Genomic DNA, 22,895 nt, shown 5'->3' on the forward strand with positions numbered 1-22,895 from the left:
AAACCATCCTTTTATAACGATAATGTAAAGTTGAAAGTAAAAGGAAAGAAAGTGTTAATTGAAAAAGTCGGTTGGGTTGTAACTTCTGAATTGATATCGGATGAAAAATACTATAATCCTAGAATTAGTAACGATGGAAAATACTGGTATATATCTGTAGGGATTGAAGAATTAAAACCAACAGTTGAACATACAAATGTTTCACTGGGTATTGACATAGGGATAAAAAAATTAGCCGTTTGTTCAGATGGCACCAAGAAGAACAATATTAACAAGACAGATACTGTTAAAAGTGTAGAGAAACGTCTACGTAGGTTGCAGCGTCGAGTTTCTCGTAAATATGAAATGAATAAGGAGGGAAACCGTTTCGTCAAAACAAGCAACATTATAAAAATCGAAAAAAAGATGCAACACCTCCATAGAAGGTTGAAAAATATCAGACTAAATCATCTTCATCAATCCACGAGCGAGATCGTGAAAACCAAACCTTATCGCATCATAATGGAAATTCTAAATATTAAAGGGATGATGATGAATAAGCACCTTTCAAAAGCAATTGCAAAGCAGTGTTTATTTAAATTCAAACGCCAAATTCAATATAAATGTGAAAAATATGGCATTGAATTTGTTGAAGCTGATATTTGGTACCCATCTTCTAAAATGTGTTCAAGTTGTGGGAAATTGAAAAAAAATTTAAAGCTATCAGACCGATTATACAAATGTGAATGTGGTCATGAAATTGATCGAGATTTAAACGCAGCAATCAACTTGTCACGATATAAATTAGTAACTGTTACCTAGACGTCATAACTGTACATGTAGGATTCGTTGTATCCGAATTTACGCCCTTGGAGTGTTATACCAAACGAAAGTAGCCTAACTAGGCAAAATCGGACACGTAGAAAAGGGAAATAAACGAAATCTATAAAAATAATCGTTTTTTATTGATTTTTATAAGTTTTTGGCAACGGGTATCAAATGAAAAAGTTACTGTATGTATTAAGTGCGATACCAGCTATTGGGTCATTCTCAGTTATTAATAAGGTAGAGCCATATGTTCTTGGAATGCCGTTTGTTTTATTTTGGACGATATTATGGGTTTTTCTTACGGCTATATTTTTATTAATAGTGAATAAACTTGATCCCGCTAATAAAGGGGGCGATCAATAGTGAATTCAGCTTTAATTGTTATCCTTGGCTTTCTAGCTTTATCAATTTGGTTAGGCTTACAAGCACGTAAAGGCAAAGAGATGACTTTTGAGCAGTGGTCAATTGGTGGACGAGGTTTTAGTTCTCTTTTTGTTTTTCTATTACTAGCAGGAGAAATGTTTACGACATTTACTTTTATGGGGGCATCGGGAAGTGCCTACTCATTTGGTATGCCGGCAGTCTATGCTTTTAATGCCTTCTACTTTATTATAGCTTATTGGCTTTTACCTCCTGTTTGGAAATATGCAAAAGAAAATAACGTTGTGTCACAAGCTGATTTTTATACGAAAAAGTATAATAGTTCAGCACTAGGCGTTCTTGTTTCAGTTATTAGCATTATTTCAATCATTCCATATTTAACGATGCAGTTAAAGGGGCTAGGGATTATTGTTTCCGAGGCTTCATATGGAAAAATTCCTCAGAGTATTGCTATTACGATTGCCGTGGTTACAATCGCAATTTATGTAACAGTTTCGGGTATTCATGGTTCAGCTTGGACGGCTGTTATTAAGGACTTTTTAATTTTATTTGTTGTGATCTTTTTAGGGATCTATTTTCCAGTACATTATTATGGTGGTTTTCAGCCGATGTTTGAGGCTATCCAAACTGCTAAACCTGACTTTTTGATATTTCCAGAGAAAGGTTTAAGTGTTTCTTGGTTTATTACAACTAGTATCATGCTAGCACTTTCCTTCTACATGTTTCCTCATATGCTTATGGGAGTTTTTTCTTCAAAGAGTGCAAAAGCTCTTCGATGGAATGCTGCATTTATGCCAATCTATCAAATTATTATTGTCTTTTCTTTATTTGTTGGATTCGCTGCTATTTTAAAAGCTCCAACTTTAAAAGGTGGAGATGTGGATTTAGCTTTATTTAAACTCGCAAAGATTTCATTTGATCCATGGTTTGTTGGGATCATTGGTGCCTCGGGTGCTTTAGCAGCACTTATTCCAAGTTCATTGGTTTTAACATCTGCAACTACAATCTTAACGAAGAATGTCTACAAGGTTTTGAAGCCGAATACAACAGATGATCAGCTAATAAAATTAACCCGACTTCTAGTACCAATCATTGCACTAGTAACACTTTATTTTACCTTAAATGGTGGCGATACAATTATGACACTGTATATTATGGCTTACAGCTTTATGGCACAATTGTTCCCGGCGTTGTATTTTAGTCTCTGGAAAAAGAATCCTGTAACAGTTCAAGGTGCATCTGCCGGAATCATTATTGGTGTTGCAGCCGTTACGTATTCCACAATAACTGGCACAACGCTAGCAACTTTGTTTCCATCGTTTCCGCATGTCGTACAAGATATTGATGTTGGTTTAGTTGTCATGGTTATTAATTTTACTGTAACGCTTGTAGTAAGTAGGGTTACAAGAAAACGAAAATTTGTAGTAGAAAAGAACGATCAGATGCTTACTAATTTCTAAAGAAAATGGATAACGAATTATTTATTTTAGGAGAAAGGAAGTGGTTCAATTATGACTGACTTTAAACACCTATTCTCAAAAGTGACGATTGGAAATACCGAACTTAAAAATAGAATTTTATCGACAGCACATCAAACGAATTATGTAGAAAATGGCATTCCTACTCCTGAAATGACCGCCTATCATGTTGCCCGTGCGAAGGGGGGAGCTGGACTTATTATTCTTGAAGCGGCAGCAGTTCACTCGTCAGGCATGCTTACTTCACATACAATCGCGGGATTTGATGAAAAAGTAGTACCTGCTTATGCAGAAATTGCAAAACAACTTCATCAATATGGCACGAAAGTTTTTAGTCAGCTATTTCACGGAGGTAGAGAAGTCGTATCAAGCGATTACCGTAATGCTGCTTGGGCACCGTCTTCTGAACCAAGTTTTCGATTTGGAATAATGCCTAGACCGATGAACATTGATGAAATTAAAGATGTCATAGAGGGATATGCTTATTCAGCTTTATTAGCTAAAAAAGCTGGTCTTGACGGAGTAGAAGTTTGTTGCTCTCATGGTTATTTACCAGCACAATTTTGGTCTAGCCATACGAACTATCGAACAGATGAATACGGTGGTACATTTGAGAACCGAATGCGTTTTATCGTCGAAATAATACAACGTATCTGGGGAAAAGTGGGTGAAGATTTTACCGTAGGAATTCGAATGAGTGCAGACGAAATGACAATGGATGGAACGAAGGTAACAGACGCTGTGAAAATCGTCGAGCACTTAGTTGAAAATGTTAGAGTGGATTTTATAAATGTAACATCTGGTGATTCAAGTACATATGCAGGTTCGACTCATATTGTTCCACCTTCTCCAATCAAACATGCTTATAATTCTTCACATTCATTTAAAATTCGGATGGCTGGAGCGGTTCCAGTTTTTGTCGGCTCGCGAATCATAGACCCTATGGATGCAGATCGAATTGTTGGTTCAGGAAGAGCTGATGTTGTTGGAATGACACGAGCTTTAATCGTTGACCCTGAATTACCGAATAAAGCAATGAGAGGCGATCTACATTCAATTGATGCATGTTTAGGATGTATTCAAGCTTGCATTGGTCACTATTCTAAAGGCCTTCCTATTGGATGCGTTCAAAATCCGATGGCAGGTAAAGAAAAAGAATTATTACCGCTTGTTCAAAGTGTAAAAGTAAAACAAAAAGTGCTTGTCATTGGTGCAGGTCCTGCTGGATTACATGCTGCTTTAACTGCTGATGGTGAAGGACATGAAGTAATTTTAGTTGAACAAAGTGATGAGATTGGCGGATTGCTAAGAAAAATGAGAAAGGCTCCAATGCGACAAGAAGTAGCTGAAACGATGTTAGACAATTATATAAGAAAGCTATCTAAAAGTAAGATAGATGTCCAGCTTGGAAAGAAAATGAACATTGATAAAATAAAAGAGATAAAACCCGATGTCATTATATGTGCAGTCGGATCTAGACCATATTTTCCACATGTAGAGGGCATCGATGACCCGAGAATCATAACAGTTGATGAGCTTTTCAGCGGAAATTCTATCCAGGTTGGAAGACGTGTACTGGTATTTGATTTAATTGGTGATTGGCCAGGAATAGAGGCAGCTATACACTTGAAGGAGAAAAATCACGATGTTTCCTTGTTTTCCGCTAAGGTTCACATAGGAAAAGAACTTCATTCATATCTAGTAAATGAATATCTAAAAAGGCTCTATCAATTAAAGGTAGATGTTCGCCCGCACTTTGATTTTGGAGGTATTCATAATAACCAGGTCAAATTGAGAAATCTTTTTACTCATGAGACTGAATTGATTAACGACTGGGATACAATTGTACTTGCAATGGGACGAGTACCAAATTTTGAGCTTTTTGAACAAGTGAAAGGTATGGCACCAGTTGTTCGACAAATTGGGGATTGTTTAGCACCTCGTACAATTGAGGAAGCTACTTATGAAGGCCTGACATCTGCTCTTGAAATAGGAGTTGTTTCTTCTGAGGTTCATGTATAACTGAATTAGACTTAAAAGAACCTAATCAAAAAAAGATTAGGTTTTTTTAGACTGTTGAAAAATTAGTTTGTCAATATTATGAGTAAAGTATATTAATATTTTTGCGTATGTACTTAGTCATGAGCCCGTTATGAGTAAGTTATTTTCAACTTCAAGCTTATTGAAATACTCATGCCCCTTTTATGAGTATTTCAATATCCTTATAATTTTTAAAAAGTTGCAAGAAAAACCCAATTCTATTAGTCTTCTTGTAAATTATTTACACGTTTAAATTCTTCTTTTAATTCATTTATATACTTTTTTTCAGTTGATGAAAGCGGAGGATACTCACTTCGAACACAACCAACATAAAAAGGACGATGGAAAGGATTAATTAGTTCGATTGCAAAGGCTTCCCCAGATTGAATGAGTGACTCATTTTGCACGACAAAGTCTGTACCAATTGTTATTGCAATATTTTCATTGACAGCACTTCTAATACTATCGAGATTATTTGTTGTAAATAAGATCTCAGTTTTGTCTTTTAAAAATTCATCATAATACCATTTTAGATATTGTTCTTCATGAATTACAAACGTCTCGTTTGATAAATCCTTAATCGTTAACTGGTTACATTCGGCTAGCGTATGATTTTTACTGACACAAACATTGATATTCACCTCTTGAAATATATCGAATACCAGATCTTTATTATTTTGTAATAGTTGATCATATATCCAAATCAAACCGAAACGTGCATTCTTTTGTCTTACCTCATTTAAAATATCTAGCGAGCTTTTACCATTAACTTTAATCTTAGTGTTTGGACTATCAAATTTAATTAATTTAATGACACCAACGATATAATGCATTAGTCCAGGTACAGAAGCAATAGTAATCTCTTTTTGGATTTCATTTTTGTTGATAGCTAACTGCTTTAATTTTTCAGCATGGGCTAGCACATGAAGAGATTTTTCAATTAATTCTTCGCCCTCAGGTGTTGGAATTGTTCCTTGTCTTAAACGTGTAAAAATTTTAAAACCGAATTCGTCTTCTAAATTATTTATGGCTTGTGAGATTGCTGAAACAGAAATATGTAAATTTTTTGCGGACATTGATAGTGATTTCGTTTTTGAAACATCTACAATGTAAGCTAAATGGTCTAAATTCATTTATTTGCTCCTTAAGAAATAGTTAAATATATTTAAGTATAATTAAATATATTTTAACCTATTTTAATTTTATAATAATTTTTGGGGATAATTTTTAATCAAATCCTAATAAAGTATTTAAGGGGAATATAGATGAGGAGAAACAACCGTAAAAATTCGAAAGCGTTATCATTTTCACTAGCTTTATCTTTATTAAGTATGTCAGTTATGAGTACGCCGGCGTATGCAACACCAAAAGAGGCTGAACCTGTAAATGTGCTTGCATCTAAAAAGAATAAAGATGAGAAGGATTTAGTAAACTTTCGAATTATGGAAACGACAGATATCCATACAAATTTATTAAACTATGATTACTACAAGGATGCAGCATACGAAAAAGTTGGATTAGCTAAGACTGCTACTTTAGTAAAAGATGCTCGTAAAGAAGTTCAAAATAATGTTTTAGTCGATAATGGGGATTTAATACAAGGTACTCCACTAGGTACTTATGAAGCAAAAATTGACCCATTAAAAAAAGGAGAAGTTCATCCTGTATTTAAAGCAATGAACATAATGGGTTATGATATTGCAACTTTAGGTAATCATGAATTTAACTATGGATTAGACTTTTTAAATGAAGCATATAATGATGCGGATTTTCCGTACATTAATGCAAACGTTTACGTAGATGATCACGATAAAAATCCTAATAATGATCAGAACAAATTTACTCCTTATAAAATCATTAAGAAAAAAATGATTGATGAGCAAGGAAAGAAGCAAGAAATTAAAATCGGCTTTATTGGGTTTGTACCACCTCAAATCAATGAGTGGGACAAGGCAAATCTTGATGGGAAAGTTATTACTAAAAATATAGTAGAAACAGCTAAAAAATTCATTCCTGAAATGAGAAAAGACGGTGCAGATGTTATTGTTGCAATGACTCATTCAGGTTTTAATGCAAATAAAGAAAATACTGAAGACGTTATTTATTCTTTAAGTGAAGTACCTGGTATTGATGCAATTACGTTTTCTCATACACATAAGGTATTCCCGGCAAAATCAGAGGCTACACTTGATGCATTATTTTTAGGGGCAGATAAAAAGCCATTACCTGGTGTTGATAATTCGAAAGGAACAATTAATGGCGTACCTGCTGTTCAAGCGGGATACGGTGGTGGTTCATTAGGATTAATTGACCTAACACTTAAAAAAGAAAAAGGAAAATGGTCAGTAGTCAATTCCCAGTCTTCAACTAGAGAAATATGGGCTGATGTAAAGGATCCTGCTACAGGTAAAACAAAAACAGAAAGCACAGTAGCTCCAGATCAAGAAATCGTAAATGCTGTTAAACCAAATCATGATGCAACAGTTAAGTATGTAAATACGCCAATTGGAACAACTACTGATGATATCCATAGTTACTTTTCATTGATACAAGATGATCCATCGATTCAAGTTGTTACAAATGCACAAAAATGGTTTGTAGAAAAATATATTGCTGAAAAGAAACCAGAATATAAAGAATTACCAATTTTATCAGTAGGAGCTCCATTCAAAGCTGGCCGTAATGGTGTAGCTGAGTATACTGAGATTAAAAAAGGCGACCTTACGATAAGAAGTGCAGGCGACCTTTATCTTTATGATAATACGTTAAAAGCAATTAAAGTAAAAGGTTCTGTAGTTAAAGAATGGATTGAAATGACGGCAGGTAAATACAATCAAATTGATCCTAATAAAACAGAAGAACAAGCATTACTAAATCCAGCTTTTCCTGTTTATAACTTTGATGTAATTGACGGTGTTAACTATCAAATTGATGTAACAAAACCAGCCAAGTACGATTTAAATGGAAATCTTGTTAATAGTAATTCAAGTCGAGTAATAAATTTAACTTATAATGGACAACCAATTGATCTAAATCAGGAATTCATCGTTGTAACAAATAACTATCGTGCTGGTGGCGGTGGTAATTTCCCAGGTGTTAAAGGTAGCGAACTTGTAGTAGATTCTGCTGATGAAAACCGTCAAATCTTAATGGATTACATTTCAGAATCGAAAACAATTACACCAACAGCAGATCATAACTGGTCAATTGCACCAATTAGCGGAAATGTAAATGTAACGTTTACGACATCACCAAGAGCGGAAGAATTCATCAAGCCTAATAGTAATATTTCATTTAAAAATAAAACGGATCTTGCAGGCTTTGGAATTTTTAAATTAGATTTAGGGACTGCTCCAAAAGAAAATATTAAAGTTCAATTATTGGGCTTAAATGATCTTCATGGTCAGCTTGATACGGATACAAAAGTTACTGTTAATGGCCAAGAATTATTAGCTGGGAGTATGGAATACACAGCTGCTGCAATGAAGCAACGTGAAGCAGAAAATCCAAATACATTACTTGTTCATGCGGGTGACATGATTGGCGGTAGTCCACTAATCTCAGCATTATTCCAAGATGAACCAACAGTTGAAGTAATGGAAGCAATGGGTTTTGATGTAGGTACAGTTGGAAATCACGAGTTTGATGAAGGTATAGCTGAATTAAAGCGTATGATGAATGGTGGAGAACATCCTAAAGGTACAAAAGGATATGACGGAATGAACTTTCCAGTGATTGCTGCCAATGCATATGATTCTGCAACAGGAGAATTAATTACTCAACCATACACAATTAAACAAGTGGGCGGTAAAAAGATTGGTTTTATTGGTGTAGTAACGCAAGAAACTCCTAATATGATTGTTCGAAAAGGAAATGAAACGCTTGAAATTCGTGATGAAGTTGAAGCAATTAACCATTATACAGATATTCTAAAAAAACAAGGAATTAAAGCAATCGTAGTATTAGCACATAACCCTACTCTTCAAACAGGTAAAGCAGATTTATATGATGCAACTGATATTGCTGAAAAAGTTGATGATGAAGTAGATGTTATTTTTGCTGCTCATAATCATGTATTTAATAATAAAGTAGTTGATAATAAATTAATCGTACAAGCTTATTCGTATGGTTCTGCATTTTCTGATGTAGATTTAGAATTAGATGCAGTAACAGGTGATATTGTTAAGAAGGATGGAGAAGTAGTAACAGTTTATCAAAAAGACTATACACCAGACCCGACAGTTTCAGCGATCATGAAAAAATATGAAGATTTAATTATGCCAATTAAAGCTGAGATTGTTGGTGACTCAATGCAAACTTTACCAAAAGGATATCCATCTTCTGATACTTATGGCGATTTTGCACTAGGTAACTTAATTGCAGATGGAATGAAAGCTGCGATGAATGCTGACTTCGCAATGATGAACGGTGGCGGAGTTAGAGCGGAACTTGACGCTGGTCAAGTTACGTTTGGTGATTTATTCGCAATTCAGCCTTTTGGAAATGTATTAAATAAAGTAATGCTTAGTGGTCAAGATATTGAAACAGTGTTAAATAATCAAATTACCGATAAGGGCTTAGATTTCCACATTGCTGGATTTAAGTATACGTGGGATTCATCAACTAGAAAAGTAGTAGACATCCTTTTACCAAATGGTAGTAAAATTGACCCGAACAAAGAATATTCAGTTGTAGTTAACAACTATATGTACGGAAATGTAAAATATGGTATTGGCGAACGTTCTACTGATTTAGAAGTAGGACCAGAAGATCTTCAAGCGACTGTAGATTATGTTAAATCACTTCCAAGACCTTTTGTTTATGAGGTTGAAGGAAGAATTCAAAAAGTAAATTAAAAGTATTTCAAAAGTTTTCTAACTAAAAAACGCATTCTATATTAGAATGAAATGTCGGCTTGTAGACAAAGTGGTAATTTCCATTTGTATACAAGCTATTTTTGTATAAAGGATGTATTGATCTTAATGTGATGAGAAAGTTTCAATCCCTATTTATAAAATTATGTCTTCATATCGTATTAAAAATATGAAATGGAAAAAAATAGAACTATGAAGTTTTTGGATGGTAGAAAGTAGGTTTAAAAATGATATGGAAACAAATTTAATTGAAAATGTGAATAGTTGGATTGAAAGTATATTAATTCTTTTGTTAGCGGGAGTTTTAGTGTGGATTTTGGCAAGTAAGTTAAAAAAACCATATACAATTTTCCTTGTCATATTAGGTTTATTAATTGGTTTATTAAATTTTCCTTTTTTTAATAAAATAGCCTATATGTTTAGTGACCATCAGTTCTTTTCTGTCATTGTTTTAAGCTTCTTTTTACCCTCTTTATTAGGAGAAGCAGCAATTAAATTAGAGTTTAAAGATCTAAATAAATTTAAAGGAGAAATTGCAAGACTAGCATTATTTGGGACTTTCTTAACTTTTATCATCATTGCACTAGTATTGACTTATCTTTGCCATTTACCATTTGTCGTTTCACTTACGATTGCTTCTTTAATGTGTGCAACCGATCCGATCTCAGTAATGGGCATCTTAAAGGTGATGAAGGCTAAAAAATCAATTGCGATTAGTTTAGAAGGAGAAAGTTTATTTAATGATGGAATAGCTGTGGTGCTATTTAAAATTTCTACAGTTTATATTATAAGCTTCATGAATAAAGGGTTATTTGGTGCTTTAGGCGCAAGTTTTATTTTATTTCTTAAAATTGTTTTTATTGGTGTAATTGTTGGTTTGGTTTTAGGATTTATCGCGTCATATTTAATTAGCTTAGTTGATGATTATCCGCTTGAAACAATGGTTTCATTTCTTTTATTTTACGGTAGCTATTTAATAGCAGAAATATTCCATGGAAGTGGAGTAATCGCTGTTGTTATTGGTGGTATTGTTTTTGGTAACTATGGCAAAAAAATAGGAATGAATGAAAATACAAAAAATTATATGTATAGTTTTTGGGATATTATTTCATTTATCTCAAATACAATTTTATTTTTGCTTATCGGAATAGAAGTGTACCGATTAAACATTTTCTCAAATTGGAAATTAACTTTGTTTTCTATTTTAATTACTTTAATGGCCAGAACAATTGCAGTTTATATTAGTTTATTTAAAGCAAAGAGTTTTACAAGTACTGAAAAGTTTCTTATTAATTGGGGGGGATTAAAAGGAGCTTTATCGATATCATTGGCATTAACATTACCTCATAATTTTCCTTATTATAAAAGTATTGTATTAATTGTATTTGTAAATGTAGTTTTTTCTTTACTAGTACAAGGTTTAAGTATTTCGAGTTTAATTGCAAAAATAAAAAAACAAACTATTTAAAACGTGAAACGCGATAATGTAGTTTGGTTAAGGAAATAATCTTTTTAAGTCATTTACAAAGTTTGGACAACATATTTTCTAGGAACAAATCTAAGAACAGGTAGCTTTAACACAATAAACATACTTAGTATTCCATTTGAAATTGCCTACTTTTAATTGTATCGCTTTAAAATTATATCTTTATAAGAGGATAGTAAAAAAGAATGAATAAGAAGTTAGAAACCTCTTGTACTTCAAGAGGTTTCTTCACGCTGTTGAAAAACANNCATAGGAGTCGAGCACCCCTCCATTCCAATCAACTTTTTCATCAAAAAAAGTATGCAATAAATCCTAATCAAATTGCCTTTACTTAGAGTAATCTAGCAGTTTTTATTAATCAGTTTGTAGTTCTATTAATATCGAACATTAAACTAGATTAGTCAAATAAATTTGTTTTTCTAAGAATAAGCTCATAATTATTTAACTTCTGAAAAAAACATGTCTAGTGTTATTGGAATCATAAAATTGCTCGAACATATTAACATTTAAGACCATTAAAAGAACATCCAGAAAAATGATAATTTCATCATTATTAAATGTTTATTTAATGTCCGTTTTCCCTATTGACCATTTTATATTTCAACACTCTGTAGAAACCTCTTGTACTTCAAGAGGTTTCTTTCGTACTTAAATTTTAGATGTTGGGTTAAAATCTAGTAAAAAAGTAAGAGTCTCCATCTAGTCCACATTTCCTTTTCTTTAAACTGAATATTCATAATATATTGTCAAAAATAGTTTCATATATTAATATTAACTGTAAGCGAATACATATGCCGATGCCAATTCTTTCCTTTCCGGTTGGAGTTATGCACGGAATACCTGTTTTGCGGGAGGAAATAAATTGTACAATAAAGATACGATCTATCTTATCGGAGATGCAAAGACTTCATCTAATAATCCGATTATGCAGAAATATAATGCTTTTTTTATTGGACTGGTAGTCGATCGGACAAGTCATTTGATTGTTGATGCTGATTGCTCAGCTACTATTTCTTTAACTTCATCCTTTGTGAAGCATTTATTCGAAGGGCAATCGATGTTAAATGTGGATGGAGTAATAGATGAAATTAGTTCAAGGTATTTTGGTTCATCCCAAAAAGCATTGACTGTAGCCTTTAAAAATGCACATATAAAATACAAGCAAATAATTGAATCTTAAATGCTGCTTTATCTATTTTCGTAGATGAAATCCAGTTATTAGCAAAGGGAAGGCCCTTTCTAATAGCTGGATTTTTTATTTAATACAAGATTATTGTGACAATCGGAAACTTACTAAAAATTTTAATCTTAAACGGAAAGGACAAAAAAGATGATTATTCAATCGATACAAGTGCAAACAGAAGTTTTCCCTTTAAAAAAGCCATTTAAAACAGCTCTTAGGACAGCTACCGAAATAGAGAACGTCTTTGTATATGTCCAGCTAGAAGATGGGATTGTCGGAGTAGGAGCTGCAGCACCAACTTTAGCTATTACAGGAGAATCAAAAGAAAGTATTGAAGCGATTTTAAAGACTGTCCTTACACCACTACTACTAGGAAGGGATATTCGAAATATTAATGAACTCTCTTTAATAATTGAACGCTCTTGTGTGGCAAATACAAGTGCAAAAGCGGCAATGGAAATCGCACTGTATGATGCATTATGCCAACATCTTAATCTTCCACTCTATCAATATCTTGGAGGGCGGACGAATCAATTAAAAAATGATATGACGGTTAGTGTTGGAACAGTGGATGAAATGAGTCATGATGCGAGTCAAATAATCAAGGACGGCTTTTCTATTTTGAAAATTAAAGTAGGAAAAGACTGGACGAGAGACATTGAACGAATTATGGCCATCCGTGAAAGGGTCGGAAACGACATTACGCTCCGAGTAGATGCCAACCAAGGATGGACGCCAAGACAAGCTGTTTCCATTATCCAAGAATTAGAACAGTTGAATTCAAAAATCGAGCTTATTGAGCAACCGGTCCAAGCAGGTGATATTGATGGACTAAAATTTGTAAAGCAAAACGTCAAAACACCAATCATGGCCGATGAAAGTCTTTTTTCTCCCCAGGATGCAATGCGTCTGATCAAAGAGGATGCAGTTGATCTTCTAAATATTAAGTTGATGAAAACAGGAGGAATTAGAAGAGCGCTGCAAATTGCAGATATTGCTGAAAGAGCGAATATTCCTTGCATGATAGGAAGTATGATGGAAACTTCGGTCTCAGTACTTGCGGCTGCACATATTGCTACTGCTCATCCGAACATACAAAAAATTGATTTGGATGCACCACTTTGGTTAAAGATCCAGGATTTTGATGGAATTGAATTTAATGGTGATGAAGTGCACTTATCTTCACTACCCGGCCTAGGGCTACACCGAGGATTCTCTAAAAGTCTTCGTTAAAATAAGGAGAGGAGCTTTACGATGAAAAAGACAAAAAATTTGATTTTAAGTTTATGTGTTGCAGGTACTTTACTTTCTACAATGACAAGCCAATCTTTAGCAAAAACGCAGGAGGAACTTACTCCAGGTGAGACAGCCTACGTAGATGTGTCTGTTTCAACACAATGGACAACAAATGGTAGATTCCAAGTTAGAGATATTGATGCGCCATCTTTAAGCAATCCAGTTGATCCACGTCAATGGTCAGCTAATATGGAAGATACAGAAGTTCGTCGTTGGCTAACAAGTTATCTTGAAACTCAAGCAGTATACGGTACAAAAGTAACCATTTTAGAAGAGTCAGGTGACTGGGTAAAGGTTGCTGTAGATGGTCAGCCTACACCACGAAACTCCTTAGGCTATCCTGGTTGGATGCCGAAAAGACAATTAACAACGGATGACCGATTAGAGAATTATAAGAATACCCCATTTATTATGGTATCGAGTCAAACAGCATGGCTTTATGATGGGAAAGCATTAAATGATAAGTTTATGGAAATTAGCTTTAATACTCGTTTACCTGTCGTTAAAGATTTTGGGGATGTTGTAATGGTTGCAACACCAGATGATGGAAATAAATTTATTAAAAAAGAAGATGTGGCAGTCTATCAAAATGAAAATCAATTTCCTAAGGCAACGCCTGAAAATTTAATTAATACAGCGAAGAAGTTCCTTGGTTTACGTTACTTATGGGCTGGAGTATCTGGATTTGGGTTTGATTGCTCAGGATTTACATATAGCTTATTTAAGTCATATGGTATTACAATTCCAAGAGATTCAGGACCTCAATCTAAGAACGGTAAGGAAGTAAAGAAAGATGAAATCCAACCTGGAGACTTATTATTCTTTGCAAGTAACAATGGAACTGGATCAGTTCATCACGTTGCAATGTATATCGGTAACGGTTTAATGATTCAGGCTCCTAATGCTGCTAGAAGTGTTGAAATCATTCCGTTAAATACTCCTGGTTATATCGAGGAATTCTCAGGTGCTCGCCGCTATTGGGAAGAATAATTAAGTAAATATTGAGCAAAAGTTGGAAAACCATGAACAGTAGTTGTTGTTCATGGTTTTTGTTTTTACTCTTAATGTTCGTAGATTTATATTCAGCTTTTGCTCCGCTATTTTCACAAATTATAAAGTTATCATTCAGTTGGAAAAAATTGGAGTATAGGATAATAGATTCATTTTGAATAAAGTCTATCACTCTCAACTTGCTTGTCCCATAGGATAGAGGGAAAGAGATAGGATATCGTTCGAGAAGGAAGCTATATTCTCGTTTTCTATCATTTCTTTCTTATTTTAATAGGAAAGGAGGGATATATGTTGGCTTCCATTCAAAAAAGTGTAGATTCTTCCAGCCTAGCTGAAGTAATCGACCGTATTCTTGATAAAGGTGTTGTGATTGATGCATTTGTAAGAGTATCTCTTGTCGGCATTGAGCTTTTAGCAATTGAAGCTCGTGTTGTTATCGCTAGTGTTGATACTTGGTTACGATATGCAGAAGCAGTCGGATTGCTGAAAGACGAGGAAGAAGAAGAAGAAGAGGAAGTTGCTTAAGCAAGTAGGGCCAAGGCTTTATGCTTTGGTCTACTTTTTTAGACAAGGGGGCTATTATGGAAATTATTAAAATACTAGAAGTAGTAAAAACTTTTTTTGGGCAGTTTATTCGACCAGTTCATAAAATTACTCACGTTCATAAATCTGACAGGGGGTGGGAGCTTACAGTTGAGGTAATTGAAGAAAAAGAATATATGAAAGCTCACGCTAAAGATGAGTTAGTAGGAGTTTATAATGTTTTACTTAGTCCTGAATTAGAAATTGTATCATTTCAAAGAAAATCATTACGGGCTAGAGGCGCAATTCTACATGAGTGAGGGGGAAAACTATGGAAAAAAGCTTTATATCGTCTCCTTATTTGCATAGCTTAACAGAACGGTTACTGTCTTATTTACAATCTGGATTTTCAGTCCATCTTACAGGACCAGCTGGTGTTGGAAAAACATCACTTGCACTTCATATTGCAAAACAAATGGGTAGACCGTATTTATTAATTCATGGAAATCATGAAATGTCTAATAAGGATTTGCTTGGGAGTTTTAATGGCTATACAAACAAAAAAGTGATAGATAACTATATTCATTCCGTTTACAAAAAGGAGGAAACGATTAAAGAAACTTGGGTTAACGGCCCTATTATAGAAGCTGCTACAAAAGGATATACATTGATTTATGATGAATTCACTCGTTCGCATCCAGAAACAAACACTCTTTTTTTATCAATTTTGGAAGAAAGAGTTATCCCACTTTTTGGGATGAAAAGGAAAGAGTCTTTTTTGCCCGTTCATCCTAACTTTTCAGTAATTTTTATAAGCAATCCCAAGGAGTATGTTGGTGTATTTGAAGCACAAGACGCACTTCTTGATCGATTAATTACGATTCCGTTAGAAAAAATGGATCATGAAACAGAGTGCTCCGCTTTATCACAAATAACTGGATTATCGGAAAATGAAAGTCTTTATATTGGTAATTTAGTGCAAATTGTCCGTTATCATTGTAGAAAGATTGAACCTCAAAGTCTTCGTACCTCGATCAAGCTAGCCTCTATCGCAAAGCGTAATAATATTCCAATTTCAATTTATAATGAACAGTTTCAGATTTTATGCACAGATATTTTTTGGTTTCATCTCAAACAAGCTGGCAAAGTTCAAACATACTCACAGGCAAAACAATTCCTTGTAAAAACGATAAGCTTACAAATGGAGGGAAATTGAAATGAGCGAAGGTGTTTATCCATTTTGTATGATTCAAACGAATATCGATCACGAATTTGGTTTTACAAAATGGGAAGGAAAAGAAATTAAACTGTACCCAATCCGATATAAAGATGTTGTTATGATTGTTGCAGATGTATCTGACCAGGACTACCTTCCAACTCGTGCAAATTTACTAGCCCATCAAGGTGTAATCTCTTTAATTATGAAACAGTTTACGGTCATTCCAATGAGTTTTAATAATGTATTTTCTTTTTCAGAAGAGATTCATTTATTACTAGAAAAACTATATGATGAACTGCAATCAATTTTCCAAAAAATAATCAATAAAATTGAGGTTGGTCTTAAAGTAATTGGGCGTAAGGAGTGGTTAGAAGAAGAAATACGGATGAATGATGACATACAAAAACTTAAGGAGAAAGTAAATCAGCAAAAAGAAGCTGCATTTTACGAAAAGATTAAACTTGGAGAAAAAACGAAAGACTTTTTCTACAATCTGCAACACGATCTGTACAATGAGATTTATTTACCTCTTTCTTCACTTTCGAGTGCCTCTAAATCAAACCCTCCAATATACGAAACAATGCTTCTCAATTCGGCCTTTTTAATTGATCGCGACCAAGAAGAAATCTTTGATGAAAAAGTTAATGAGCTCTATGAATTATGGAAGGATAAAGTAGAATTCAAATACTCTGGGCCATGGCCTGCATATAACTTTATTCAGTTAACCATAACGGCAGGAGATCAGTTATGATTTTTAAAGCTTTAGCCTTCCCACTAAAATCAATCATTCTATTAGGAGAAAAAATAAAGGAGGAAGCTGACCGCGTATTATTTGACTCGAAAACGATAGAGCAACAATTGATCCGTCTACAAATGATGTATGAATTAGGAGAAATTTCGCAGGACATTTATGAACAACAAGAAGAGGAACTACTTTTGCGATATCAAGTTGCAAAAATGAAAGAACGGGAGGTAGGCCGGTGAGCATTTATTTATATGGTTTGCTACCGACAATCCAACTAACAGATTCACCTTTTTATCCAGTGAAGGGGATTAATCAAGGTCAAACTTGTATTGAAATTGTTGGAAAAATAACAGCTATCTATTGTTATTTAAGTGAAGAAGAATTTGCTGAGTCAGTTCTAAAAGAAAAGATGGACAATCCAAATTGGGTACACAAACATGCAGTTCATCATCATGAAACAATTGTGAATTATTCTAAAAACTATTTATTTCTTCCTTCTAAGTTTTGTACGATCTATTCAAGTATTGAAAAATTAAGAGAGGATTTATCGAAAGAGGAGCTTAATATCCTTTCTCTTTTTGAGCAATTAAAGGAAAAAGAGGAATGGAATGTAAAGATGTACTATGATAAATCGAAATTTTTTAAAGTATTGGAGCGACATAGTAAAGTAATCCAAAATATGAGGGATGAGTTAAAAGTATTATCTCCTGGGAAACAATTCTTCATGAAGAAAAAGCAAGGACAACTACTCGAAAATGAAGCACAAAGTGAACTACGTGTAATATCTCAAAGCTTGGAAAACACCTTAGTAAATTCAACGGTTTACAATAAAACAAGAGTAAATTGGAGCCGAAATGCTACAGGAAGAAATGTTGATATGATCTACAATAGTACTTCTCTAATCCTAAAAGACGGCAGAAAGAAATTTGAACTGCTAATAAAAGAATTTACACAAAAGTATGAGGATAGAGGAATTATTGTAGAGATATCTGGACCATGGCCATTCTATCATTTTGCTAGTTTGGATTCTAAAATTACATGAACAGTCAGAATGATAACATCACATTATTAGATATTTTAGACGGAGTTCTAGATAAAGGAGTAGTTATTACAGGTGATCTCATCCTTTCTATTGCAGATATTGATTTGGTATATGTAAATATTTGCTTACTAGTGACAGCAGTAGAATCGATTCATGAAAGGGGGATAAAGAATGTCAGCGAATCAGGGAATAGCCGCCGAGAGAATTAATTTGAATCCAGAAGATGCTGAACAAGGACTAGCTCAACTAGTGCTTACAATTTTGGAATTGCTAAGGCAACTCGTAGAGCGACAAGCTATTAAAAGGGTAGAGGGTGGTACGCTTACGGAAGAACAAATTGAAAATCTTGGTACAGCTCTATTGAATTTAGAAGAAAAAATGGAAGAATTAAAAATCATTTTTGGACTTGAAGGAAAAGACTTAAACATTGATTTAGGACCTTTAGGGAACTTAATGTAAGAAAGGAGAAAACATGCAACATTCAGCACAATCTACTAATATTTTAGATATTTTAGAGAAAATTTTAGATAAAGGGATTGTCATCGCAGGAGATATTAAAATCGCCTTAGCAGATGTAGAATTACTCACAATTAAAATTCGCCTTGTTGTCGCTTCAATCGATAAAGCGATGGAGATTGGGTTAAATTGGTGGCAGGATGATCCATATTTTAATTCAAGTGTAAAAGGCAAGCTATTGCATGATCGGATAAATCGGATAGAAGACAAGTTAGGTATAAAGCAAGAGGAATAGTGTTTGGATAAAAACGTAATTCAATGTAGTAAAAGATAAACTTCCTATAATGTAAATAACGCAGCGACCTAATTAGGTTGCTGTATTACATAATAACAAGACCAATATTCAAGTCATTATTGGAACGGAAAAAGTATAAATTGAAGAAAGATTATACCGTCTAATAAATAAAAAGCCCCCGCGCTTGGTGCAGGGGGAGTAGATGCTTGAGTGAAAATAGCTTCTTAAAACTACTAGTTAACATTAAGGATATCGATATCAAACTTCGGTTCAATCGTCATTTTTGGATAATCTTTTCTCCAGTTTATAGACTTCCAAACTTTTGGATGAAATGCTTTTAATTCCTTGCCAATACCTAATACATCGGAATTTGCTGATTGCATCGTTTTAATCGTTTCCAATCCCATTTTTTCAAAATGTTTATTTAGAACTTTTTCCATTTGAACATAATCAGGCTTTAACTTATGACCTTCTTTACCAAGTTCGAAAGTACTAACTTGTAACTTTACTTTTACCTCAATTTTTGGTAATTTATTTGGCGCATTGGAGACGGTAATTTTCGAAAAGTTTCTTTTGACCGTAAATCCAAAATTATTTTTATTCGCAGTTTCAGAATATGATTTTTCACCATTTTTACCTGAAAAATTTCCAGTAAACCTTTTCAAATTACCAGTAAATCTTTGCCTTCCGGTGTTCCCACCTTCCATTAGCATCATTAGTTTTACTTGATCCCGATCGAGTGTTTTTCCAGTAGGCATACCACTGCGGTATAATAACGCACCGCTTAATTCCAAGTCCGAATTTTTTTGACTTAACATAGGTAGTGCTAGATCGGACAACGGATCATCCTTAGATTGTATAAAATTCATCATGGAGACTGTTGGAATGGTTCTGTTTTTCTCCATGGAGACAATAAACTCATTCAGATTTTTCGAAAACTCTTTGGCTGGATCTGAAGCAGACTTAAATACTTCCGAGAGATTTCCATCTATAACAACCAAAGGAGTGTTTATAGATGAATAGGGTGCTCCAAGTAAAAAATCAAGCTCTGAAACAGGATCAGCTGAAGCAAAACTTTTACTCATTAAATAAACTCTTGTACTAATACCTATGAAAGGAGACTGATCAGTAAATTCCCATTGGCCAATTGCCTCTGCTAATGTCGGTCCTTTAAGCTCATTTAATACCGAAAAAGACTCACCAGTACCTTGTCCAGTGCTTTTAAGCTTCGTAATGAGAAAAAAAGCCCCCACTTCACCGGTTTTTTCATTCAAATCAAAACCATTTACATCTACTAAATGAAGCTTTTTCAAGTCCAACCGATCCCAACATCCTGTCAATAAGGGCAATAGAAGTAGTAAAATGAAGGGTTTTTTCATTTGCTTGCCACCTTTTCTTTTACAAAAGATATTAGTAGAAGTATAGTCGGAACTCCCATTATGAAGATAGGTGTAGTAATATTATGATAATCAGAAAACCGGGGAATCAGTTGTCTTTGAGTAAAAAATAGTCCCGCCACAAAACATACGATTGCTATTAACCACACTAAGAGTGAATGGTTGCGGTTTTCTTTTCTACCGATAAAAGCTAAATAACGAGCAGACAAAAACAAGTAAATATAAGCTGTTACTAAAGTCACTGATAGCCAAATTGCGATAAATAGAATATCAAAACTTTGAACGACTGGCCACCTATATTTACGAAGAATAAAGATCATCGGCTCAGGAATAAGAGTTAATTGTTTCTCGCTAAAGTTGTACGTCACAATAAAAGCTATAAATACGTAAAATAATGTAGTTATGCCATTAGCGATAGACATAGCAACAAAAATCTCTTTCTTTTTCTTACATTTTACAAATGGAAATACATACAAAAGAAGTTCGTATCCAGCAAACGCCCAAAATGCAGGGACAGCACCTTTTAAGATAGGTGTAATCCCATGAGTACCTATTGGTAGAAAGTGACGTATATCTCCGCCCTTTCCAAAACTACTAATAAAAATGATTCCAAAACATACTAGGAACATGAGGGTTATAGATTGTGTAATTGTAGATATTGAACGAAGTGATGATGAAGCAATATAACCTGTTACTATAACCAATAATCCTATTAGTACGAACCATGGTGTCTCAAATAACAACCATCGATTAATGACATCTGAATAAGAAACTATGAGCATTAAACAAGATTCTGCACAGTATGCAGCAAATAGTAAATTAATAATCAATCCTAATGGTTTTCCTATAATTGAGACAATATACTGTTGTATCGGTTGATTGGGATTGTTTTTTCCAAGTTGATAGACAACAAGGATACCAATTTGAGCTATGACACCTCCAATTATAAGGGACATCCAAGAATCATAGCCCGAGATTTGAGACATTTTATAAGGGATTGATAAAACACTGACGCCTACTTGGTTCAGTATAACAAGACAAATAAGTTGATTAATAGAAATTTTCTTTAATTGAATCACTTATTATCCCCCCTTGGATTACTTATTCTTATTTCATCTTTTGCTAAGCTTTCCAGTGGTCGTTTTTTCATACTTCTGATCGGTGCTCTGAAAATTGTATCTTTTATCGTATCGCCATTAAACCAATTGTAAAAGTATGGAATGCCGAATGTATTCATCCGGACTAAATGTGTCAAAACCAGCATATATGATATTTCCAATCCAATTAACCCAAAAACTGAAGCCACGAGGATAAAAGGATAAGCTAATAAACGTGCTGTGTTACTCATTTCATACGAAGGTATAATAAATGAAGCAACAGCAGTAAGTGCTATAATGACTACCATCATGTTTGAAATTAGATTCGACTGAACAACTACAGTTCCAATTACAATACCACCGACAACACCAATCGTTTGACCAACTGGATTTGGTAAACGGACAGTCGACTCTTTTAAGACCTCAAGTATGGCTAGCATTGTTATCGCCTCTAATACTGGAGGCATAGCAACGTATTGCATAGAGCCTTGAAGAGTAAGCGCAATTTCTAATGGAAGAACTCTAGGATCGAAAGTAACTAGCGCAACATAAAGACCGGGTAAACTAATTGCAATAATAAAACAAATAATTCTTAAAAACCTTAAAAGACTACCAAATAACCAACCAACTTGATAATCATCTGGACTTTGAAAAAAAGCCCAGAATGAAATAGGAACGATTGCACAATCTGGTGCACCATCAGTTAAAAATGCGATTTTCCCATCCATCAGGTAAGATTTTACGCGGTCCGGTCTTTCCGATGTTAGCATTCTTGGAAATAACGAAAATGTTTTATCTTGAATTAATTCTTCAAAAAAACCAGGTGCATCAATGTAATCAATATCAATATTTGCAATCCTTTTCTCAAATTCCTGTAAAACGACTTCGTTTGCGAGAGACTGTAAATAAAGTATAGCTACTTTCGTATTCGATCTACGACCAACTTGATATTGCTTTACAACTAAATCAGGTGTTGCAATAAGGTTGCGAATTAAATTAAGATTCGTATTCAAATTTTCATTCAATGCCTTATGAGACCCACGTAACACACGCTCATTTAAAGGAATGTTGATAGAGCGTTCTTTTACAAGCTCGGTTCTAAGTAAATATAACTTCGATTCCCCAGCGATTTGGACTACTGTTTTTCCTTCAATTAGTGCATTTGACGCATCAGGAAGGAGCTCAGTTTCACTGTAATCAAGAATCGAAACGGCTTCGCGTACACTTACATTTGTATTATTAAGCAAAGGACGAATAATATATTCTTGCACCGATTTATCATCGATCATCGTATCCAAATAAAATAACCGATAACGTCGAGCATTGCTTCCGAAATCACTTGTTTTAAAGTCAGAACTATTAAATAACAATTCCCGAAGCAATTTTTCATTTTTATCTAGATCTCGGTCAGCCATCATTTAATGTTCCTCTTTTCTAAACTTGGTAACTTTACCCTATTTTTCCCATAAATTTTGTTCCTATTCTGTACTTTAAAATGTAGAAATTCCTTTTCAAATACTGAGATTCGAACAACGTAACGTTTTACTGTACGTTTTTATTTAATTC

General features: G+C 34.0%; 22 protein-coding genes. 18 read left to right on the forward strand and 4 right to left on the reverse strand.

Going from position 1 to position 22,895, the window contains the following annotated elements; translation table 11 throughout:
- The 4 genes from COE53_RS10305 to COE53_RS10320 all read left to right on the forward strand — a co-directional run.
- Positions 1-801, forward strand: an 801-nt coding sequence (locus COE53_RS10305) for an RNA-guided endonuclease InsQ/TnpB family protein (RefSeq protein WP_286162562.1), incomplete at its 5' end; no start/stop codon positions are given.
- 177 nt (positions 802-978) lie between these two features.
- Positions 979-1,170, forward strand: coding sequence for a DUF3311 domain-containing protein (locus COE53_RS10310; RefSeq protein ID WP_098947992.1), 192 nt, complete (start codon positions 979-981; stop codon positions 1,168-1,170).
- Positions 1,170-2,648 (forward strand): sodium:solute symporter family protein, encoded by a 1,479-nt coding sequence (locus COE53_RS10315; RefSeq protein WP_098947993.1) that lies wholly within the window; start codon positions 1,170-1,172, stop codon positions 2,646-2,648. Before COE53_RS10310 ends, COE53_RS10315 begins: the two co-directional genes overlap by 1 nt.
- 51 nt (positions 2,649-2,699) lie before the next feature.
- Complete coding sequence (locus COE53_RS10320) at positions 2,700-4,688, forward strand: oxidoreductase (protein WP_098947994.1); 1,989 nt, start codon at positions 2,700-2,702, stop codon at positions 4,686-4,688.
- Between the two features lie 239 nt (positions 4,689-4,927).
- On the opposite strand, the gene COE53_RS10325 is transcribed toward COE53_RS10320, so the two are convergent.
- Positions 4,928-5,839, reverse strand: coding sequence for a LysR family transcriptional regulator (locus tag COE53_RS10325; protein ID WP_091021816.1), 912 nt, complete (start codon positions 5,837-5,839; stop codon positions 4,928-4,930).
- A gap of 132 nt (positions 5,840-5,971) precedes the next feature.
- Between COE53_RS10325 and COE53_RS10330 the strand changes: the two genes are divergently transcribed.
- The 14 genes from COE53_RS10330 (at position 5,972) to COE53_RS10395 (ending at position 18,835) form a co-directional block, all read left to right on the forward strand.
- Positions 5,972-9,562: a bifunctional 2',3'-cyclic-nucleotide 2'-phosphodiesterase/3'-nucleotidase gene (locus COE53_RS10330; protein ID WP_091021818.1), complete on the forward strand. Its 3,591-nt coding sequence runs from the start codon at positions 5,972-5,974 to the stop codon at positions 9,560-9,562.
- Positions 9,563-9,785: 223 nt separating this feature from the next.
- Positions 9,786-11,048: a cation:proton antiporter gene (locus COE53_RS10335; protein WP_091021820.1), complete on the forward strand. Its 1,263-nt coding sequence runs from the start codon at positions 9,786-9,788 to the stop codon at positions 11,046-11,048.
- An 880-nt stretch (positions 11,049-11,928) separates the two neighbouring features.
- A complete protein-coding gene (locus COE53_RS10340) occupies positions 11,929-12,246 on the forward strand; it encodes a DUF3870 domain-containing protein (protein WP_069033477.1) in 318 nt (105 codons plus the stop codon).
- A 150-nt stretch (positions 12,247-12,396) separates the two neighbouring features.
- Entirely contained in the window at positions 12,397-13,482 is a 1,086-nt protein-coding gene (locus COE53_RS10345) for a dipeptide epimerase (RefSeq protein ID WP_098947995.1), read from the forward strand.
- Between the two features lie 21 nt (positions 13,483-13,503).
- The gene (locus tag COE53_RS10350; protein ID WP_069033479.1) at positions 13,504-14,535 is read left to right on the forward strand and encodes a C40 family peptidase; all 1,032 of its coding nucleotides are present in this window, start codon (positions 13,504-13,506) and stop codon (positions 14,533-14,535) included.
- Positions 14,536-14,844: 309 nt separating this feature from the next.
- Complete coding sequence (gvpJ, locus tag COE53_RS10355) at positions 14,845-15,081, forward strand: gas vesicle protein GvpJ (RefSeq protein ID WP_069033480.1); 237 nt, start codon at positions 14,845-14,847, stop codon at positions 15,079-15,081.
- Between the two features lie 56 nt (positions 15,082-15,137).
- Positions 15,138-15,398 carry a gas vesicle protein GvpO gene (gene gvpO, locus COE53_RS10360; protein WP_069033481.1) on the forward strand — a complete coding sequence of 87 codons (261 nt, stop codon included), beginning with the start codon at positions 15,138-15,140 and terminating at the stop codon, positions 15,396-15,398.
- An 11-nt stretch (positions 15,399-15,409) separates the two neighbouring features.
- Positions 15,410-16,294 carry a gas vesicle protein GvpN gene (gene gvpN / locus COE53_RS10365; RefSeq protein ID WP_098947996.1) on the forward strand — a complete coding sequence of 295 codons (885 nt, stop codon included), beginning with the start codon at positions 15,410-15,412 and terminating at the stop codon, positions 16,292-16,294.
- Position 16,295: 1 nt separating this feature from the next.
- Positions 16,296-17,048 (forward strand): GvpL/GvpF family gas vesicle protein, encoded by a 753-nt coding sequence (locus tag COE53_RS10370; RefSeq protein ID WP_098947997.1) that lies wholly within the window; start codon positions 16,296-16,298, stop codon positions 17,046-17,048.
- A complete protein-coding gene (locus COE53_RS10375) occupies positions 17,045-17,281 on the forward strand; it encodes a gas vesicle protein GvpG (RefSeq protein WP_098947998.1) in 237 nt (78 codons plus the stop codon). Before COE53_RS10370 ends, COE53_RS10375 begins: the two co-directional genes overlap by 4 nt.
- Positions 17,278-18,084: a GvpL/GvpF family gas vesicle protein gene (locus tag COE53_RS10380; protein WP_180242411.1), complete on the forward strand. Its 807-nt coding sequence runs from the start codon at positions 17,278-17,280 to the stop codon at positions 18,082-18,084. Before COE53_RS10375 ends, COE53_RS10380 begins: the two co-directional genes overlap by 4 nt.
- Entirely contained in the window at positions 18,081-18,293 is a 213-nt protein-coding gene (locus tag COE53_RS10385; RefSeq protein WP_098948000.1) for a gas vesicle protein, read from the forward strand. The genes COE53_RS10380 and COE53_RS10385 overlap by 4 nt, the downstream gene beginning before the upstream one ends.
- Entirely contained in the window at positions 18,256-18,543 is a 288-nt protein-coding gene (locus COE53_RS10390; protein ID WP_098948001.1) for a gas vesicle protein K, read from the forward strand. The genes COE53_RS10385 and COE53_RS10390 overlap by 38 nt, the downstream gene beginning before the upstream one ends.
- 13 nt (positions 18,544-18,556) lie before the next feature.
- Positions 18,557-18,835, forward strand: a complete 279-nt coding sequence (locus tag COE53_RS10395) for a gas vesicle protein (RefSeq protein WP_069033487.1) — start codon at positions 18,557-18,559, stop codon at positions 18,833-18,835.
- Positions 18,836-19,068: 233 nt separating this feature from the next.
- Here COE53_RS10395 and COE53_RS10400 read toward each other — a convergent pair whose 3' ends face one another.
- Genes COE53_RS10400 through COE53_RS10410 form a run of 3 tightly spaced genes read right to left on the reverse strand, consistent with a single transcriptional unit; the run spans position 19,069 to position 22,747 of the window.
- Positions 19,069-20,214 carry a Ger(x)C family spore germination protein gene (locus COE53_RS10400; RefSeq protein ID WP_098948002.1) on the reverse strand — a complete coding sequence of 382 codons (1,146 nt, stop codon included), beginning with the start codon at positions 20,212-20,214 and terminating at the stop codon, positions 19,069-19,071.
- Complete coding sequence (locus tag COE53_RS10405) at positions 20,211-21,311, reverse strand: GerAB/ArcD/ProY family transporter (protein WP_098948003.1); 1,101 nt, start codon at positions 21,309-21,311, stop codon at positions 20,211-20,213. Before COE53_RS10405 ends, COE53_RS10400 begins: the two co-directional genes overlap by 4 nt.
- Positions 21,308-22,747, reverse strand: a complete 1,440-nt coding sequence (locus COE53_RS10410; RefSeq protein ID WP_098948004.1) for a spore germination protein — start codon at positions 22,745-22,747, stop codon at positions 21,308-21,310. Before COE53_RS10410 ends, COE53_RS10405 begins: the two co-directional genes overlap by 4 nt.
- Between the last annotated feature and the right edge of the window lie 148 nt (positions 22,748-22,895).

The sequence above is a fragment of the Bacillus sp. AFS029533 genome, assembly GCF_002585125.1.
GTDB lineage: Bacteria > Bacillota > Bacilli > Bacillales > Bacillaceae_G > Gottfriedia > Gottfriedia luciferensis_B.

Bases quoted from the DNA above. Each gene is read 5' to 3' on its own strand.
- COE53_RS10310 (WP_098947992.1), top strand. From the start codon at position 979: ATGAAAAAGTTACTGTATGTATTAAGTGCGATACCAGCTATTGGGTCA.
- COE53_RS10320 (WP_098947994.1), top strand. From the start codon at position 2,700: ATGACTGACTTTAAACACCTATTCTCAAAAGTGACGATTGGAAATACC.
- COE53_RS10325 (WP_091021816.1), bottom strand. From the start codon at position 5,839: ATGAATTTAGACCATTTAGCTTACATTGTAGATGTTTCAAAAACGAAA.
- COE53_RS10330 (WP_091021818.1), top strand. From the start codon at position 5,972: ATGAGGAGAAACAACCGTAAAAATTCGAAAGCGTTATCATTTTCACTA.
- COE53_RS10335 (WP_091021820.1), top strand. From the start codon at position 9,786: ATGGTAGAAAGTAGGTTTAAAAATGATATGGAAACAAATTTAATTGAA.
- COE53_RS10345 (WP_098947995.1), top strand. From the start codon at position 12,397: ATGATTATTCAATCGATACAAGTGCAAACAGAAGTTTTCCCTTTAAAA.
- COE53_RS10350 (WP_069033479.1), top strand. From the start codon at position 13,504: ATGAAAAAGACAAAAAATTTGATTTTAAGTTTATGTGTTGCAGGTACT.
- gvpJ (WP_069033480.1), top strand. From the start codon at position 14,845: ATGTTGGCTTCCATTCAAAAAAGTGTAGATTCTTCCAGCCTAGCTGAA.
- gvpO (WP_069033481.1), top strand. From the start codon at position 15,138: ATGGAAATTATTAAAATACTAGAAGTAGTAAAAACTTTTTTTGGGCAG.
- gvpN (WP_098947996.1), top strand. From the start codon at position 15,410: ATGGAAAAAAGCTTTATATCGTCTCCTTATTTGCATAGCTTAACAGAA.
- COE53_RS10370 (WP_098947997.1), top strand. From the start codon at position 16,296: ATGAGCGAAGGTGTTTATCCATTTTGTATGATTCAAACGAATATCGAT.
- COE53_RS10375 (WP_098947998.1), top strand. From the start codon at position 17,045: ATGATTTTTAAAGCTTTAGCCTTCCCACTAAAATCAATCATTCTATTA.
- COE53_RS10385 (WP_098948000.1), top strand. From the start codon at position 18,081: ATGAACAGTCAGAATGATAACATCACATTATTAGATATTTTAGACGGA.
- COE53_RS10390 (WP_098948001.1), top strand. From the start codon at position 18,256: ATGTCAGCGAATCAGGGAATAGCCGCCGAGAGAATTAATTTGAATCCA.
- COE53_RS10395 (WP_069033487.1), top strand. From the start codon at position 18,557: ATGCAACATTCAGCACAATCTACTAATATTTTAGATATTTTAGAGAAA.
- COE53_RS10400 (WP_098948002.1), bottom strand. From the start codon at position 20,214: ATGAAAAAACCCTTCATTTTACTACTTCTATTGCCCTTATTGACAGGA.
- COE53_RS10410 (WP_098948004.1), bottom strand. From the start codon at position 22,747: ATGATGGCTGACCGAGATCTAGATAAAAATGAAAAATTGCTTCGGGAA.